Below are 16,785 nucleotides of genomic sequence, written 5' to 3' on the forward strand. Positions count from 1 at the left end.
TATAGTGCTTTGTTGGCGCATGTTCGATGGGTTTGCTAGCATAGCGTCGCATTCTGGCAGCATAACGGGTAATAGCATGAGTACAAGGCGCGACTGGCTTCTACAGCAAATGGGGATTACGCAGTATCAATTGCGGCGCCCGCGCGTGCTGCAGGGCGAAATTGCCGTTACGCTGGCACCGGATACCCGTCTGGTGATGGTGGCGGAACATGCTCCCGCGCTGCAGGAACCTTTGATTCGCGATGTGCTGCGTGCCCTGAGTATTCAGCCTTCGCAGGTAATGACGCTAACACCTGAACAGCTGCCGATGCTGCCCGAACAGGTCGATTGTGCGGGCTGGCTACTGGGCGTCGAGAGCGAATACACCTTTAACGGCATTACCTTTTCCACCGCCGTTTTCAACGAATTAATCAGCAGCGGCGCCGCAAAACGCGCCCTGTGGCAACAGATGTGTAACCATGACAGCCATCTCTTTAGTCACCCCTGAAGACCAGCCGCACCTGCTGGCCATTGAGCGCCGTAGCCACGCTTTTCCGTGGAGCGAGCAGACGTTTGCCAGTAACCAGGGCGAACGTTTTGTGAATTATCGTCTGGAAGCCGAGGGTAAACTGGCGGGATTCGCCATTACGCAGGTGGTATTGGACGAAGCCTCGCTGTTCAACATTGCGGTCGACCCGGATTTCCAGCGCCGCGGATTTGCGCGTCAGCTGTTGCAATATTTGATTGCAGAGCTGGAAAAGCGCGATGTGATGACATTGTGGCTGGAAGTGCGTGCCTCGAATCACCCGGCGATTGCCCTGTACGAACAGCTCGATTTTCATCAGGTCAGCGTTCGTCCTAACTACTATCCCACCGCCAACGGCCGTGAAGATGCCATTATCATGGCGCTAACACTGTAAAAAGGGACACTATGTTAAACGACTGGGACTGCATCCTGTTCGATGCAGATGACACACTTTTCCATTTTGATGCCTATGCTGGCCTTCAGCGCATGTTCGCCAGTTATGACGTGCACTTTAACGATCAGGATTACGCTGACTACCAGGCGATCAACAAACCGCTGTGGGTCGATTATCAAAACGGCACCATTTCGGCATTACAGCTGCAGACGCGTCGTTTCACCTTGTGGGGTGAGAAACTCAGCGTAGCGCCTGAAGTGCTGAACAGCGATTTCCTCAGCGCGATGGCGGAGATCTGCCTGCCGCTGGAGGGCGCTGCTGAGCTGCTGAATACGCTAAAAGGCAAAGTGAAGATCGCCATCATCACCAACGGTTTTACCGCCTTGCAGCAGGCGCGTCTGGAACGTACCGGTTTCCGCGAGTTTTTTGATGAGCTGGTGATCTCTGAGCAGGTCGGCGTACCGAAGCCGGACGTGGCGATTTTCGACCACACGCTGGCATTGCTCGGCAACCCGGATCGCAGCCGCGTGTTAATGGTCGGCGATACGCCTGAATCTGACATTCTTGGCGGCATGAACGCGGGAGTGAAAACCTGCTGGATTGATCACGGCACGCGCCCGTTGCCGGAACACATTACGCCAACCTGGCAGGTGAAGACGCTGGCAGAGCTGCAAGCATTGCTGACAGAACGCTAAAAGTATCTATTCACCGTTGCCGTTGTAATGATATGAAGAAGCCCGCTGTGCGGGCTTTTTTTATGATAAAATCTATGCATAAATCTATTCACGAATCTATTCATCAGGCGCTGATAGGGTGAACGACAATGGTCGATCTGCAAAGTTTGCTGCTGGCGGGACCGCTCAGTGCAGCCGATTTACTGCAACGCTCTGGCATCAGTCAGGCGACGTTGTCGCGGCAATTACGGCAGCAGCCTCAAATCGTGAAATGGGGCAGAGCACGCGCAACGCGTTATGCCTTACTCCGTCCGATTCGCGGCGAAGACCGCTTTCCACTGTATCGCATTTCAGCACAAGGGCAGGCACAGCCCGCTGGCACGCTGTTACCCACCTGGCCGCAGGGCAGTTGCCTGCATCAGGATGAGCAAGGGCGAGGGCTCTTTTACGAAGGGTTGCCGTGGTTTTTACAGGATATGCGCCCGCAAGGCTTTATTGGCCGCCAATGGGGCAGAGAGAATGCCCACCCATTGGGTTTGCATGATGACATTCGCCTGTGGAGCGACGATCAGTGCTTAATGGCGCTGGCAAGCGGTGGCGTCGACATGCCGGGCGCGTTCATTATCGGCGAGCGCACGTATCAGCGCTGGTTACAGCAGGAAGCACCGCGCGCCATTAGCGAAGAAGATAAAGCGTTAACGTATCCGCAGCGAGCACAGCATGCGCTAAGTGGCGATGAGCCCGGGTCATCAGCGGGTGGCGAGCAACCTAAATTCCTCTGCTATGCCACAACATCCAATGGCGATCGTCACTGTCTGGTGAAATTCACTGTGGCGCGCCACAGTGATAATGCGCAGCGCTGGCGCGATTTGATACGTGCGGAACATCTGGCATTAAAGCATCTGCAAGCTACAGGCGTGGCTGCGGCACAAAGCCAACTGATTGAAGGTGCAGAGCAGTTATTTCTCGAAGTGCAGCGTTTTGATCGCATTGGTGAGCGTGGCCGACGTGAGATGAGTTCGCTTGAGGCCGTCAGCGCAGAGTTTGTTGGTCATCAACAACACTGGCCTGCTGCGCTGCGTGAACTGCGCCATCAGCAGCGCATTGATGATGTCACGCTACAGCGTGGCACCTTGCAATGGGCATTTGGTCGCCTGATTGGTAACAGTGATATGCATGCAGGAAATTTATCTTTCTTCACCGACCAGGAAAAATTCATTCTGACACCTGCCTACGACATGCTGCCGATGGCACTGGCACCTAACTCGCAGGGGCATATGCGTGATGAACTGGCATTAACGCTGGATATCTCAGTACCGGGTGAGGTGTGGCGAACAGCTTGTGGAATGGCGAAAACATACTGGCAGGCGATTGCGGATGACGAAACGTTCAGCGCAAACTTCCAGCGTATCGCCACGCAATCATTGCAGCAGTTGGATACGCTGGATGAGACCATCCGCAAAATGGCTTAGCGGCTTTTTTCATTCTCTGAGGTGGTGGCCGCTTCTTCTTCCTCACGTTCCTTATCCTCTTTCACCGCGCGACTGGCGGTGAGCAGGAACGGCGATTGCTGCCAGCGGGTGCGGCGGTCGCGCAGCAGGGTGCGGGTCAGGATGATGCCAATCGCCAGCGCCAGCAGCATCATCAAGCGCAAGATGTTGGTGGTGTTGTCCACCTGGCGCGATTCGGTGACCAATACGTGGGTGTCCAGCGTCACGCGCAAGAAACCTTGCGGTCCCTCTTTGCCTTCCAGCGGCTGCACGATTTGGTGGTTGAAGTAGCTGCCGGCGCGTTTGCCATCCAGCGCTAGCCGATCGCGCACGTTAATGCTTTCGCCGCTGTGCGCCACCAGACTGCCGTCGTCGGCATACACCGAGGCATCGAGGATGCGGCTGTTGTCCGTCATCTGATTGAGGATGGCAGCGATTTGCGTGCGGTTATCGTCGCTGTTATCCATCAGCGGTTTCAGGCTAAACGCTACCTGACGCGTCAAGGTATGCGCGAGTTCTTCCACCTGTTCAGAACGGGCCATTTGATGGCCGAGACTGAACCAGGATGCCCCTTGCATCAGCACCACTAACAGGGCCAGCGAGATAAGAACAATCACCGTGCGATGCAGGCGAAATTTCAGTGCGGTTTTAACCATCAGAAACCCGTGTGACGTAACAGCAGAAAGGCTGGCAATTATGTTGCCAGAACCCGCGCAGACAAGGTAGCCTCTTGCGTGGTTTTGTTGTCCCTACAGGAGCTGTAATGCCAAATCGTCTTACCTGGTGCGATCTGCCCGCCGATGTTTCACTCTGGCCGGGTCTACCCCTTTCTCTCAGCGGTGATGAAGTGATGCCGCTGGATTACCGTGCCGGTCGGACTGGCTGGTTGCTGTATGGGCGCGGACTCGATAAACAAAAACTGACCGATTATCAGCATCTGCTGGGTGCGGCGATGGTGATCGTGAGTGCCTGGAATGTCGATGAGTATCAGGTGGTTCGTCTGGCCGGTTCACTGACGCCGCGTGCGACCAAACTGGCGCACGACGCGGGATTTGACGTGGCGCCGCTCGGCAAGATCCCGCATCTGAAAACTCCGGGATTGCTGGTGATGGACATGGATTCCACCGCCATTCAGATCGAATGCATCGATGAGATCGCCAAACTGGCGGGCTGCGGCGAGCAGGTGTCGGAAGTCACCGAACGTGCCATGCGCGGCGAGCTGGACTTCAAAGCCAGCCTGCGCGAGCGCGTGGCGAAACTGGCGGGTGCTGACGCTAACATCCTTAAGCAGGTGCGCGACACGCTGCCGCTGATGCCGGGTCTGACCACGCTGGTGCATAAATTGCAGGCGCTGGGCTGGCAGGTGGCGATTGCCTCCGGTGGATTTACTTACTACGCCGATTATCTGCGTCAGACACTGCATCTGGCCGCGGCCGTCGCCAACGAGCTGGAAATGCGCGATGGTAAGCTGACGGGTGAAGTGATAGGGCAGATTGTTGATGCGCAATTTAAAGCCGATACCCTGAAAAATCTCGCTGAACGTCATGAAATCGCGCCAGAACAAACGGTTGCGATTGGCGATGGTGCCAACGATCTGCCGATGATTAAGGCAGCAGGATTAGGCATCGCTTACCATGCTAAACCGAAAGTGAATGAGCAGGCGTCGATCATTATCCGCCATGCCGATTTGATGGGTGTGTTCTGCATCCTGACCGGTAGCCTGATTCACGAAGAGCGTTAACAGAGGATTTGATTTGGCCAAAGCGGCAAAGCGCGCCTTCGTTTGTAACGAGTGCGGCGCAGACTATCCACGCTGGCAGGGGCAATGCAGCGCCTGCAACGCGTGGAACACCATCACCGAGGTGCGGATTGCCGCCTCGCCTGCAGCAGCGCGTAACGAGCGTCTGAGTGGTTATGCGGGTAGCGCTGGACCCAGCCGGGTGCAGAAGCTGTCCGAAATCAGCCTCGAAGCCGTGCCGCGTTTCTCCACCAGTTTCAAAGAGTTTGACCGCGTGCTTGGCGGCGGCGTGGTGCCAGGCAGTGCGATTTTGATCGGTGGTAACCCCGGTGCCGGTAAATCGACGCTGCTGTTACAGGTGATGTGTCAGTTGGCGGAAGGGATGAAAACCCTGTACGTCACTGGCGAAGAATCACTTCAACAGGTCGCGATGCGCGCCCACCGTCTGGGATTACCCACCGAAAACCTGAATATGTTGTCGGAAACCAGCATCGAGCAGATCTGCCTGATCGCCGAGCAGGAACAGCCGAAACTGATGGTGATCGACTCGATCCAGGTGATGCACATGGCGGATATTCAATCTTCGCCCGGCAGTGTGGCGCAGGTGCGTGAAACCGCCGCTTACCTGACGCGCTTTGCTAAAACGCGCGGCGTGGCGATTGTGATGGTGGGTCACGTCACCAAAGACGGTTCACTGGCGGGCCCCAAAGTGCTGGAGCACTGCATCGACTGTTCAGTGATGCTGGATGGCGATGCCGATTCGCGCTTCCGCACGCTGCGCAGTCACAAAAACCGCTTCGGTGCGGTGAATGAGCTGGGCGTGTTCGCCATGACCGAGCAGGGCATGCGTGAAATCAGCAATCCATCGGCGATATTCCTGTCGCGCGGCGATGAAGTCACCGCCGGCAGTTCGGTGATGGTGGTGTGGGAAGGTTCACGTCCGCTGTTGGTTGAGATTCAGGCGCTGGTGGATCACTCGATGATGGGCAACCCGCGTCGCGTGGCCGTGGGTCTGGAGCAGAACCGCCTGGCGATTCTGCTGGCCGTGCTGCACCGTCACGGTGGCTTGCAGATGGCGGATCAGGATGTGTTCGTCAACGTGGTGGGTGGCGTCAAAGTCACCGAAACCAGTGCCGATCTGGCATTGCTGCTGGCAATGGTCTCCAGCTTGCGTAATCGTCCGCTGCCGCAGGATTTAGTGATCTTCGGTGAAGTGGGGCTGGCGGGGGAGATTCGTCCGGTGCCGAGCGGCCAGGAACGTATTTCAGAAGCAGCCAAGCACGGTTTCAAACGCGCGATTGTGCCCGCGGGCAATGCACCGAAGAAGGCCATTGAGGGCATGAAGGTGTATAGCGCGAAAAAGCTGTCGGATGCGTTGGCGATTTTTGACGAGCTGTAATACCGCACCCCATTATTTCCTATGCAGGAGGCACTAAATGTCATCGTTCGACTACCTGAAAACTGCCATACGCCAGCAGGGCCATACGCTGCAGCAGGTTGCAGATGCCAGCGGGATGACCAAAGGCTACTTAAGCCAGTTGCTGAATGCCAAAATCAAAAGTCCGAGTGCGCAGAAGCTGGAAGCGCTGCACCGTTTTCTTGGGCTGGAATTTCCGCGCCGCAACAAAACCGTTGGCGTGGTGTTTGGTAAGTTTTACCCGCTGCACACCGGCCATATCTATCTGATCCAGCGCGCCTGTAGCCAGGTGGACGAGTTGCACATCATCATGGGCCATGACGATCCGCGCGATCGTGAACTGTTTGAAAACAGTGCCATGTCGCAGCAGCCGACCGTCAGCGATCGTCTGCGCTGGTTATTGCAGACCTTCAAATATCAGAAAAACATCCGCATCCACTCGTTTGATGAAGAAGGGATCGAACCTTATCCGCACGGCTGGGATGTGTGGAGTGAAGGGGTAAAGAAATTCCTTTCAGAGCAGGGCATTGAGCCGGATTGCATTTACACCAGCGAAGAGCCGGATGCGGCGATGTATCAACAGCACCTCGGCATTTCGACGGTGGTGATCGATCCCAATCGATCCTTTATGAACATCAGCGGCGGGCAGATTCGTCAGGATCCGTTCCGTTACTGGGAATACATTCCCACCGAAGTGAAGCCGTTCTTTGTGCGCACTGTGGCGATCCTTGGCGGGGAATCCAGCGGCAAATCGACGCTGGTCAACAAACTGGCGAATATCTTCAATACCACCAGTGCGTGGGAATATGGCCGCGATTATGTCTTCTCGCACCTCGGTGGCGATGAGATGGCGCTGCAGTATTCCGATTACGACAAGATTGCCTTGGGGCAGGCGCAGTACATCGATTTTGCCGTCAAATACGCCAGTAAAGTGGCCTTTATCGATACCGACTTTGTTACCACGCAGGCGTTTTGCCTCAAGTATGAAGGGCGCGAGCATCCGTTTGTTCAGGCGTTAATCGACGAGTATCGATTTGATTTGGTGATCCTGCTGGAGAACAACGTGCCATGGGTGGCCGACGGCTTACGCAGCCTCGGCAGCTCAATGGATCGTCGTGAGTTTCAGTCGATGCTGGTGACGATGCTGCGTGAGAACAATATCGAGTTCGTGCACGTGAAAGAGGATGACTACGATACGCGCTTCCTGCGCTGCGTTGAGTTAGTGAAAGAGATGTTGGGCGCCTGATCGCCAGACATAAAAAAGGCGCCGATTGGCGCCTTTTTCACATCATAACCATTACTTCGTCATACGCTTGTACTTGATACGCTTTGGCTCCAGCGCGTCTGCGCCGAGGGTGCGTTTCTTGTACTCTTCGTACTCAGTAAAGTTACCTTCGAAGAACTCCACCTTACCTTCATCCTGATAATCGATGATGTGGGTGGCGATACGGTCGAGGAACCAACGGTCATGCGAGATCACCATGGCACAGCCAGGGAATTCCAGCAGGGCGTTTTCCAGCGCGCGCAGGGTTTCGATGTCGAGGTCGTTGGTTGGTTCATCGAGCAGCAACAGGTTGCCGCCAACCTGCAGCAGTTTCGCGAGGTGCAGACGACCACGCTCACCACCGGACAGCTCGCCAACGCGTTTGCCCTGATCGGTGCCTTTGAAGTTGAAGCGACCGACATAGGCACGGCTTGGCATCTCAGTGTTGCCGACGCGCATAATGTCCTGACCGCCAGACACTTCTTCGAACACGGTTTTGGAGTTATCCATCGCATCACGGAACTGATCCACTGACGCCAGCTTGACGGTTTCGCCCAGCTCGATGGTGCCGGAATCCGGCTGCTCCTGACCTGACATCATGCGGAACAGCGTGGATTTACCCGCACCGTTCGGACCGATGATGCCGACAATCGCGCCCTTCGGTACCGAGAAGGTCAGATCGTCGATCAGCACACGATCGCCATACGATTTGCTCAGATTGGTCACTTCCAACACTTTGTCACCGAGGCGTGCGCCTGGTGGAATGAACAATTCGTTGGTTTCGTTACGCTTCTGGTAATCGGTACTGTTCAGCTCTTCAAAGCGTGCCAGACGGGCTTTGCCCTTGGACTGACGGCCTTTCGCGCCCTGACGTACCCATTCCAGCTCTTTTTCAATCGACTTGCGACGCGCTGCTTCAGATGAAGCTTCCTGCGCCAGACGCTGATCTTTCTGCTCCAGCCAGGAAGAATAGTTACCTTCCCACGGAATACCTTCGCCACGGTCCAGCTCCAGAATCCAACCGGCAACGTTGTCGAGGAAGTAACGGTCGTGCGTGATCGCCACTACCGTGCCTTCGAAGTCGTGCAGGAAGCGTTCCAGCCAGGCCACGGATTCAGCATCCAGGTGGTTGGTTGGTTCATCGAGCAGCAGCATGTCTGGCTTTTCCAGCAGCAGACGGCACAGCGCGACGCGGCGGCGTTCACCACCGGACAGGGTCTCGATTTTGGCATCCCAGTCTGGCAGACGCATGGCATCAGCAGCACGGTTCAGCTGGGTATCGAGGTTGTGACCGTCGTGGGCCTGGATCACTTCTTCCAGACGGCCCTGCTCGGCAGCCAGCTTGTCGAAATCGGCATCCGGATCGGCATACAGTGCGTACACTTCGTCGAGACGCTTGAGCGCGCCAACCACTTCAAATACCGCTTCTTCCACAGATTCACGCACGGTGTGCTCTGGGTTCAGTTTTGGTTCCTGTGGCAGGTAGCCGACTTTAATGCCCGGCTGCGGACGTGCTTCCCCTTCGATATCGGTGTCGATGCCCGCCATGATGCGCAGCAAAGTGGATTTACCCGAGCCGTTCAGGCCGAGTACGCCGATTTTGGCACCAGGGAAGAAGCTAAGAGAGATATTCTTCAGGATGTGACGCTTCGGCGGAACGACTTTGCCGACGCGATGCATGCTATAGACGAATTGAGCCACGTTGTATTGAGCCTCTTGGTCAGTGAGTGGTGAACGTCAGATGCTGAAGTTTAGCCGTTTTCACCCTGCAATCACAGCCACATGGCGTTGAATCTTATGAAGCCGGGCTCACAAACCGATAACTGATTGATTCTCACTCAACGGCCAGACTATGCTGCCTTTTTGCCTGAAACGGGAGGGGTTCGATGAGAGTGCTGATTGCGGCCGATGAACATGCCTGGGGCGGATTGATTCCTTCAATTCGTCAGACGTTACCCGATGTGGAGTTTGTCGCCTCTGCGGGCCATGCGGCGGAAAGCCTGGCGGGATTCGATGCGCTGATCCCCGGTATGTGCCGTGTGGATGCGCGCTTGCTGGCCACCGCCGATCGCCTGAAGCTGGTACAGCAGGCGGGCGTAGGACTGGAAGGCGTGGATATTGATGCCGCCAGAAAGGCCGGGATCATGGTCGCGAACGTGCCTTCCGATCATTCAGGCAATGCGGATTCGGTTGCCGAGTTGGGCATCTGGATGATGATTGGTCTGGCGCGGCGCCAGCATGAGATCGCGGATTGCCTGGCGCAGCAGAAACTCGGTCAGCCGATTGGCATGGGCTTGATGGGCAAAACGGTTGGCCTGGTAGGGTTAGGCGGTATCGGCAAAGCCATAGCCAAGCGACTGGCGCCTTTTGGCATGCGCATGATCGGCGTAAAGCGCGAAGCGGATGAGGCTTTTGCACGTCAGCATCAGCTCGACTGGCTGGGAACCATGGCGCAGTTGCCCGAACTCCTGCAGCAGTCCGACTTTGTGGTGCTGAGCCTGCCGGACAACCCAGACACCCATAACATTATTGATGCCGCTACACTGGCGCAGATGAAGCAGAACAGCTTTCTGATTAACCTCGGACGCGGTGGATTAATTGAGAAGCAGGCATTTCTCGCGGCGCTGGAAAGCAAAAAACTGGCCGGTGCCGGTCTGGATGTGTTCTGGCAGGAGCCACCCAATCCGCAGGATCCGGTGTTCGACTATAACGTGATCGCCACGCCCCACATTGGCGGCGTAACGGATATCTCACTGGCGGGCAATATCAAAGGGATCTGCGATAACCTGCGGCGTCTGCGCGATGGCGAAGCGGTTATCGATCGCTGGGCCTAACGTTACGGCAGGCGCAGCGGAATCTTCTGTTGCGTCAGCCAATCCTTCAGCGCCGCATCCGGCGCGCTGTCACTCACCAGCATGTCAAAACGACGCAGCTCGCCAATACGCGCGGGCAGCACTTTGCCATATTTGCTGCTGTCGGCCACCAATACCCGAGTACGCGCCCGCAGCATCGCGTGGTGCTTCATCGCCAACTCATTGATGTTATAGCAGGTTGCGCCCTGTTCCTGATCGATACCGGCCGCCGAGATAAACGCCAGCGTCGGGCAAAGATCGTCGAGGATCGAATGCGCGCCAATCGGCGTGAACAGGGCGTTATCAGCATGAAACTCGCCGCCACTAAGGATCACATTGCAGGCCGGCTTCTCTTTCAGCGCCAGAAATGTGTTCATGGCACAGCAAATGGCGGTAAACGTCAGCGTGTCGGAAATCGCATCCACGATATAGGGCAGCGTCGTGCCGCAGTCAAAAAACACCGTATCGTTTTCGCTGATCAAACTGGCTGCCGTCTGTGCCAGCCGCTGTTTGCGTGCGGCATTTTGCCCGTGCTGATCGGAGACGAAATAGTGTCCGGCATGGCTTTTCGGATCGCTGACGATGTAGCCCCCGAGCAGGACCACCGTAGAGGCGGGTTCAGTCAGATCGCGACGAATAGTCATCTCTGAGACGCCCAACAGCTGCGCCGCATCTTTCAGGTGCAGCTTATCGGTGCGCTTCAGTGCTTGCGCCAGCTTGTGAATGCGTTCTTCGCGCCGGGTTTCCATGAGCATCTCTGTGTAATGGCTATCCTGAGAGTGAAAGGTTTTACCCATCGGCGAGGCAGAAGCGCTACCGAAAAATCGTGGTAAATCTCTCATATTTTAATGATTTGCGACTTATACAGCCGGCAATTTTTCAATTTTACCCGTAATGAGATCGCCCCGCAAACTTCCCACACCGCGCTGAAAGCGTCAACAGCACTGATGTTGTTTTGTTAAAATAATAACATCCAGACTGGCCTTCTTGTCAGCTAAATCGTTTTCACAGGCTGCTCAGGATGTGAATTTTGTCACATCGATCACTTTGTATACCTGCTAGTGTGATTTAAATAACATTTAAATGCTAAAAATTCACCGGGGAGTAAACAATGGATATCGCGGTTATTGGGTCAAATATGGTGGACCTCATTACCTACACTAACCAGATGCCGAAGGCGGGCGAAACGCTGGAAGCGCCTGATTTCGCCATCGGCTGCGGTGGCAAAGGCGCAAATCAGGCGGTGGCCGCGGCGAAAATGGGCGGCAGCGTGATGATGGTGAGTAAAGTGGGTGACGATCTGTTTGCGCCGAACACCGTGGCGAACCTGAAACAGCAGGGCGTCGATACCCAATTTGTCACCACCGCGCCGGGCACTTCCAGCGGCGTGGCACCGATCTTCGTTGATGACCAATCGCAGAACCGCATTCTGATCATTAAAGGCGCCAACCAGCAGCTCAAACCGGCCGATATTGATGCGGCTGCCGAGGCGCTGAAAGCGTGCCAGTTGATTATCCTGCAGCTCGAGATCCCGCTGGAAACGGTCTATTACGCGATTGATTTTGCCCGTCAGCACGACATCAAAGTGATCCTCAATCCGGCACCGGCGGTGGCGAATCTGGATATCGATTACGCCTGCAAGTGCGACTTCTTTATGCCCAACGAAACCGAACTGGAGATCCTCACCGGCATGCCGGTCGGAACCGATGATGAGGTAAAACGGGCGGGCCAGACGCTGCTTAAGCGTGGCCTCAAAAACCTGATTATCACCCTGGGTGCGCGCGGTTCACTGTGGATGGCGGGCGATGCGCTGCATCAGGTCGCGCCTACCTCAGTAAAAGCCGTCGATACCAGCGGTGCCGGTGATGCCTTCATCGGTTGCTTTGCGCATGTGCTGGTGAAGACCGGCGATATCCCCACGGCGATGGCGCAAGCCTCGGCCTATGCCGCCTGCAGCGTCACTGGACGCGGCACGCAACGTTCCTACCCGGACGCGGACACCTTCCAGCGTTTTCTCAACGTAAACTGAGGTCGATCTATGCAACCGAACATTGTTCAGCAACCTGACGGCTATCTGAATAAGACGCCGCTGTTCCAGTTCATTTTGCTCTCTTGCCTGTTCCCGTTGTGGGGCTGCGCGGCGAGCTTAAACGACATCCTGATCACCCAGTTCAAAAGCGTGTTTGCGTTGAGCGACTTCGCCAGTGCACTGGTGCAGAGCGCGTTCTACGGCGGTTACTTCCTGATTGCCATTCCGGCTTCGCTGGTGATCCGCAAAGCCACCTACAAGCTGGCGATCCTGATGGGATTGGTGTTGTACATCGTGGGCTGCGTGCTGTTCTATCCCGCTTCGCACATGGCGACTTACACCATGTTCCTCGCGGCAATTTTTGCCATCGCCATTGGTTTAAGCTTCCTCGAAACCGCTGCGAATACCTATAGCTCGATGATAGGTCATCGCGATCACGCCACGCTGCGTCTTAACATCAGCCAGACGTTCTACCCGATCGGCGCGCTGATGGGCATCGTGCTGGGCAAATATCTGGTATTCCAGGACGGTGAAAGTCTGCATACGCAGATGGCGACCATGAATGCCGAGCAGGCGCATGCCTTCCGCCTCACCATGCTGGAACACACGCTGGAGCCGTACAAATATCTGGTGATGGTGTTAGTGGTGGTGATGCTGCTGTTCCTGTTTACCCGTTATCCGCGTTGCAAACCCGCGTCGAGCGAAAAGTCGCTGCCATCGCTGGGGGAAACCTTCCGCTATCTGGCCGGTAATCGCCACTTCAAACGCGGCATCGTGGCGCAGTTCCTGTATGTCGGCATGCAGGTGGCGGTGTGGTCCTTCACCATTCGTCTGGCACTGACGCTGGGCGCGACGAATGAGCGTCACGCCTCTAACTTTATGATTTACAGCTTTATCTGCTTCTTCATCGGCAAGTTTGTCGCCAACTTCCTGATGACACGCTTCCGCGCGGAAAAAGTGCTGATTGCCTATTCGGTGCTCGGCGTGATCACTCTGGCGTGGGTGATGTTTGTGCCTAACTTTACCGCCGTGTACGCGGCAGTGTTTGTCAGCGTGCTGTTCGGACCCTGCTGGGCAACGATTTACGCGGGCACGCTGGCCACGGTGGATAACAAGTACACTGAAGTGGCAGGCGCGTTTATCGTCATGTCGATTGTTGGCGCGGCGTTTATCCCGGCGATTCAGGGCTTCGTCTCCGATCATCTGGGATCAATGCAGCTGGCCTTTGGTGTGTCGCTGTTGTGCTTCGCCTGGGTCGGATTCTACTTCTGGGGCGAGCTGCGCCATAAAAATCAGGCGGTGCAGGCTGGTCGTCTGGTTGAGGAGATGCCATGAAAACCCGATTACCGTTACGTCGTGAACAGTTTCAGGAAACGCCCAGTACGCTGCTGCACAATGACTATTTCCACGTTGAGCTGTTTCGCTATCCGGCGGGCGTGGAAGCGGTGCGCATCCGTAACCAACGCGGCACGGTGATTGTGCTGCCGTTTTACGGTCAGATGGTGTGGGACGCGACTTTTGATGACCACTCGCTGACCATGGGACACAGCTTCAAACAGCCGCTGCTGGGCAGTTCGATTATCGATACTTACGGCTGTTTTGCCTTCCACTCCGGCCTGCTGGCGAACGGCTGTCCGGCACCGGATGACGACCATCCGCTACACGGTGAAATGGCCTGTGCGCGTATGAACAGCGCATGGATCGTGCTGGAGCAGGATCGCGTGTCGCTGGAAGGAGAGACCGAGTATGTGAAAGGTTTTGGCCATCACTATCTGGCCTCTCCAGCGGTGCGTTTGCACGCTAACACGCCGCGTCTGCAGATTGAGATGAATGTCACCAATCTGGCGGGCGCGCCAATGCCGCTGCAGTACATGTGCCATTTGAACAGTGCCTGGCTGGTCAATGGCCGCTTTAAGCAGTCGATCCCGCAGGATGCTTTCAAGCTGCGCACTTCGATCCCGGCGCATGTGAAACCGACGCCGCAGTGGACCGCGTATACCGATCAGCTGGCACGCGATCCGCAGCCCTTGCAGCAGTTGGATCAGCCAGAAATGTGCGATCCGGAGATCGTGTTCTTTGCCGACGATCTGCCGCAGTACGGCAACGAAGTGCAGTTCGAACTGCATGCACTGGAAGGCTATGCGTTAATGACGCGCTTCGACAGTCGACAGTTCCCCCATGCCACGCGCTGGCTGCTGCACAATCACGATCAGCAGGTGGCGGCTTATGTGCTGCCCTCCACCTGTCGGCCGGAAGGGTTTAAGGCGGCGCAGCGCGCTGGCACCCTGGTTGAGCTGGCACCCGGCGAGAAACGCCACTTCAGCGTGGAGACCGGCATTCTGTAAATACCGGCGGCCCTTGTGCCGCCTGGATTCCTACCGCTTCGCTATTCACAAAACTGTCACGTAATCTCCTCGCCAATCGTATAAAGCTCAACGCCCTGTTGGACGATAACCCCTGCGACATTCGTCACATTGGTTCTCCTCTCTCTTTACCAGGGTTCAGATTTATGAAGCTCAATCAGTTTAAAATTGGCCAGCGGCTGGGTTTTCTCGCCACGCTGCTGTTGCTTGCCACATTGTTGATGGGACTGCACGGACTGCAAGTCAATATGCAGGCGCTGGACAACAATCAGGACGTGATGGCGCGTGAAGTCCTGATTGCCGACAGCATCGACACCGCGCGCAGTGCGCAGGTGCAGTTCAAGATTCAGGTGCAGGAGTGGAAAAATACCCTGTTGCGTGGCACCCAAGGGCAGGAGACCTTCGATAAGTACAAAAAGGCGTTTTTGAAAGAGAGCCAGCAGACGCAGGCGTTGCTTAGCAAGTTGAGTCAAATTCAGACGGCGCTAGGGTTACCTGTTGCACCGGTGGAACAGGCGCGTGCAGTGCATGCCGGGCTGGAGAGCAAGTATCTGGCGGCGCTGGAAAACTACAGCATCAGCGATATTAACAGTGCGGCGCGGGTTGACCACCTGGTCACCGGCATTGACCGCGCCCCAACGCAGCAAATTGACGATCTGGTGGCCGCCACGCTGAAGCGCGCGCAGCAGATGCATCAGGAAATCGAAGCGAATAACCTCGCGCACTACCAGAAAACCCGCACGCTGTTGTTAATCGCCATGAGCTGTATTTTGCTGGTGGGTATCTGCATTACCGCCTGGCTGATCCAGAGTATTACGCGCCCGTTGAAGCAGGCGATTAACGTGGCGAAAACCGTGGCAGCGGGTGACCTGCGCACGCAGATTGAGGTTTCAGGACGCGACGAAACGGCGCAGCTGATGGCCGCACTGCGTGATATGAACCACAACCTGACGCGCATTGTCACGGGTGTGCGTTCCGGCACTGAAGCCATTGCCGATACCACCGACCAGGTGGCGCACGGCAGCCGCGAACTGTCGGCGCGCAACGAGGCGCAGGCTAGCGCACTAGAAGAGACGGCGGCTTCGATGGAGCAGCTGACTTCAGTGGTGAAAAACAACGCCGAAAACGCGCGTCATGCGAGTGATATTGCGCGTGATACTCGCCAGCGCGCCGGAGATGGCGGCGAGGTGGTAGACAAAGTGGTGGTGGCGATGAGCGAGATCCATCAGTTCTCCCGTGAGATCAATGAGATCGTCACGGTGATTGATGGCATTGCGTTCCAGACCAACATTCTGGCACTGAATGCGGCGGTCGAAGCCGCGCGAGCCGGGAATGATGGCCGTGGTTTTGCAGTGGTGGCGTCGGAAGTGCGCGCGCTGGCACAGCGTTCCGCATCGGCGGCACGTGACATTCGTGGCCTGACAGATCGTTCGGTGAGTTTGATTGCGCAGGGCAATACGCTGGTGAAGGGCGCGGGATCGTCGATGCAGGAGATCGTCGAGAGCGTGAAGCAGTTGTGTGAGCTGATGGAGAACATCTCATCCGCCAGCGCGGAGCAGAGCGTGGGCATCGAGCAGGTGAATCTGGCAGTGACCCATCTGGATGCCGCCACCCAGCAGAACGCCACGCTGTCGCAGCAGTCCGCCCAGTCGGCGCGCGCGCTGAATCAGCAGGTTGGTTCGCTGGTGGAGAATATCAGTGTGTTCCAGTTGGAGTCGAAACCGGCTCAGTAATTTCGCGCAACAAACTACGCTGATTCAGCGGCAGGCAATGGCCTGTAACGGCGCGATTTATGGCATAAAATGGTTCGATTAAGCGCATATTCGCAAAGGCTGGCACTGTTAAAAGTGTCAGCCTTTTTCGTTTGGGTAAGCTTCCGGAGTGCGGGCCCGAGCGCCTCTGCTGCTGCCGGGCCGTCCTCGCGCCGCTGACGCGGTGCCTTCGTCTTCCACGTCGTGCCTACGGACCGTTCGGGTAAGGCCGTCCTGGCGAACCCGAACTGCCAGTCGCATCCCTGCGCCTGGCCCAACGTAAAAGCCTCAGCGCTGCGGATAGCCAT

15 protein-coding genes are annotated in these 16,785 nt (G+C 56.3%); 12 read left to right on the plus strand and 3 right to left on the minus strand.

Annotated elements, in window-relative coordinates:
• Positions 1-76 precede the first annotated feature (76 nt).
• From ACXI0A_RS04445 to yjjJ, 4 genes are all read left to right on the plus strand, one after another.
• A complete protein-coding gene (locus ACXI0A_RS04445; RefSeq protein WP_224932398.1) occupies positions 77-487 on the plus strand; it encodes a DNA polymerase III subunit psi in 411 nt (136 codons plus the stop codon).
• Positions 459-899, plus strand: a complete 441-nt coding sequence (rimI, locus tag ACXI0A_RS04450; protein WP_476150179.1) for a ribosomal protein S18-alanine N-acetyltransferase — start codon at positions 459-461, stop codon at positions 897-899. The genes ACXI0A_RS04445 and rimI overlap by 29 nt, the downstream gene beginning before the upstream one ends.
• A gap of 11 nt (positions 900-910) precedes the next feature.
• On the plus strand, positions 911-1,594 hold the full coding sequence (gene yjjG / locus ACXI0A_RS04455) for a pyrimidine 5'-nucleotidase (RefSeq protein WP_224932400.1): 684 nt from the start codon (positions 911-913) through the stop codon (positions 1,592-1,594).
• Positions 1,595-1,722: 128 nt separating this feature from the next.
• Positions 1,723-3,045: a type II toxin-antitoxin system HipA family toxin YjjJ gene (gene yjjJ / locus ACXI0A_RS04460; RefSeq protein ID WP_476150177.1), complete on the plus strand. Its 1,323-nt coding sequence runs from the start codon at positions 1,723-1,725 to the stop codon at positions 3,043-3,045.
• Here yjjJ and ACXI0A_RS04465 read toward each other — a convergent pair.
• Positions 3,042-3,719 (minus strand): YtjB family periplasmic protein, encoded by a 678-nt coding sequence (locus tag ACXI0A_RS04465; protein WP_224932402.1) that lies wholly within the window; start codon positions 3,717-3,719, stop codon positions 3,042-3,044. The two genes, yjjJ and ACXI0A_RS04465, sit on opposite strands and share 4 nt — an antisense overlap.
• 107 nt (positions 3,720-3,826) lie before the next feature.
• On the opposite strand from ACXI0A_RS04465, the gene serB reads away from it, so the two are divergent.
• From serB to nadR, 3 genes are read left to right on the plus strand one after another with little or no spacing between them, the layout of a single operon-like run.
• Positions 3,827-4,804, plus strand: a complete 978-nt coding sequence (gene serB, locus ACXI0A_RS04470) for a phosphoserine phosphatase (protein ID WP_476150175.1) — start codon at positions 3,827-3,829, stop codon at positions 4,802-4,804.
• 13 nt (positions 4,805-4,817) lie between these two features.
• Positions 4,818-6,200, plus strand: a complete 1,383-nt coding sequence (gene radA, locus ACXI0A_RS04475; RefSeq protein WP_224932404.1) for a DNA repair protein RadA — start codon at positions 4,818-4,820, stop codon at positions 6,198-6,200.
• A gap of 37 nt (positions 6,201-6,237) precedes the next feature.
• Positions 6,238-7,464, plus strand: coding sequence for a multifunctional transcriptional regulator/nicotinamide-nucleotide adenylyltransferase/ribosylnicotinamide kinase NadR (gene nadR, locus ACXI0A_RS04480; RefSeq protein WP_224932405.1), 1,227 nt, complete (start codon positions 6,238-6,240; stop codon positions 7,462-7,464).
• Positions 7,465-7,515: 51 nt separating this feature from the next.
• Here nadR and ettA read toward each other — a convergent pair whose 3' ends face one another.
• Entirely contained in the window at positions 7,516-9,183 is a 1,668-nt protein-coding gene (gene ettA, locus ACXI0A_RS04485; protein ID WP_476150172.1) for an energy-dependent translational throttle protein EttA, read from the minus strand.
• Between the two features lie 185 nt (positions 9,184-9,368).
• On the opposite strand from ettA, the gene ACXI0A_RS04490 reads away from it, so the two are divergent.
• The gene (locus ACXI0A_RS04490; protein WP_476150170.1) at positions 9,369-10,316 is read left to right on the plus strand and encodes an NAD(P)-dependent oxidoreductase; all 948 of its coding nucleotides are present in this window, start codon (positions 9,369-9,371) and stop codon (positions 10,314-10,316) included.
• A gap of 2 nt (positions 10,317-10,318) precedes the next feature.
• Here ACXI0A_RS04490 and deoR read toward each other — a convergent pair whose 3' ends face one another.
• Positions 10,319-11,083 (minus strand): DNA-binding transcriptional repressor DeoR, encoded by a 765-nt coding sequence (gene deoR, locus ACXI0A_RS04495; RefSeq protein WP_476150169.1) that lies wholly within the window; start codon positions 11,081-11,083, stop codon positions 10,319-10,321.
• 362 nt (positions 11,084-11,445) lie between these two features.
• Here deoR and rbsK point away from each other — a divergent pair, with 362 nt between their 5' ends.
• The 4 genes from rbsK (at position 11,446) to ACXI0A_RS04515 (ending at position 16,459) form a co-directional block, all read left to right on the plus strand.
• Complete coding sequence (gene rbsK / locus ACXI0A_RS04500) at positions 11,446-12,363, plus strand: ribokinase (protein ID WP_224932409.1); 918 nt, start codon at positions 11,446-11,448, stop codon at positions 12,361-12,363.
• 9 nt (positions 12,364-12,372) lie between these two features.
• The gene (fucP, locus tag ACXI0A_RS04505) at positions 12,373-13,698 is read left to right on the plus strand and encodes an L-fucose:H+ symporter permease (RefSeq protein WP_224932410.1); all 1,326 of its coding nucleotides are present in this window, start codon (positions 12,373-12,375) and stop codon (positions 13,696-13,698) included.
• The gene (locus ACXI0A_RS04510) at positions 13,695-14,708 is read left to right on the plus strand and encodes a DUF4432 family protein (RefSeq protein ID WP_476150166.1); all 1,014 of its coding nucleotides are present in this window, start codon (positions 13,695-13,697) and stop codon (positions 14,706-14,708) included. Before fucP ends, ACXI0A_RS04510 begins: the two co-directional genes overlap by 4 nt.
• Positions 14,709-14,872: 164 nt before the next feature.
• The gene (locus ACXI0A_RS04515) at positions 14,873-16,459 is read left to right on the plus strand and encodes a methyl-accepting chemotaxis protein (RefSeq protein ID WP_224932412.1); all 1,587 of its coding nucleotides are present in this window, start codon (positions 14,873-14,875) and stop codon (positions 16,457-16,459) included.
• Positions 16,460-16,785 lie beyond the last annotated feature (326 nt).

The sequence above is a fragment of the Pantoea sp. C1E2 genome (genome assembly GCF_056491465.1).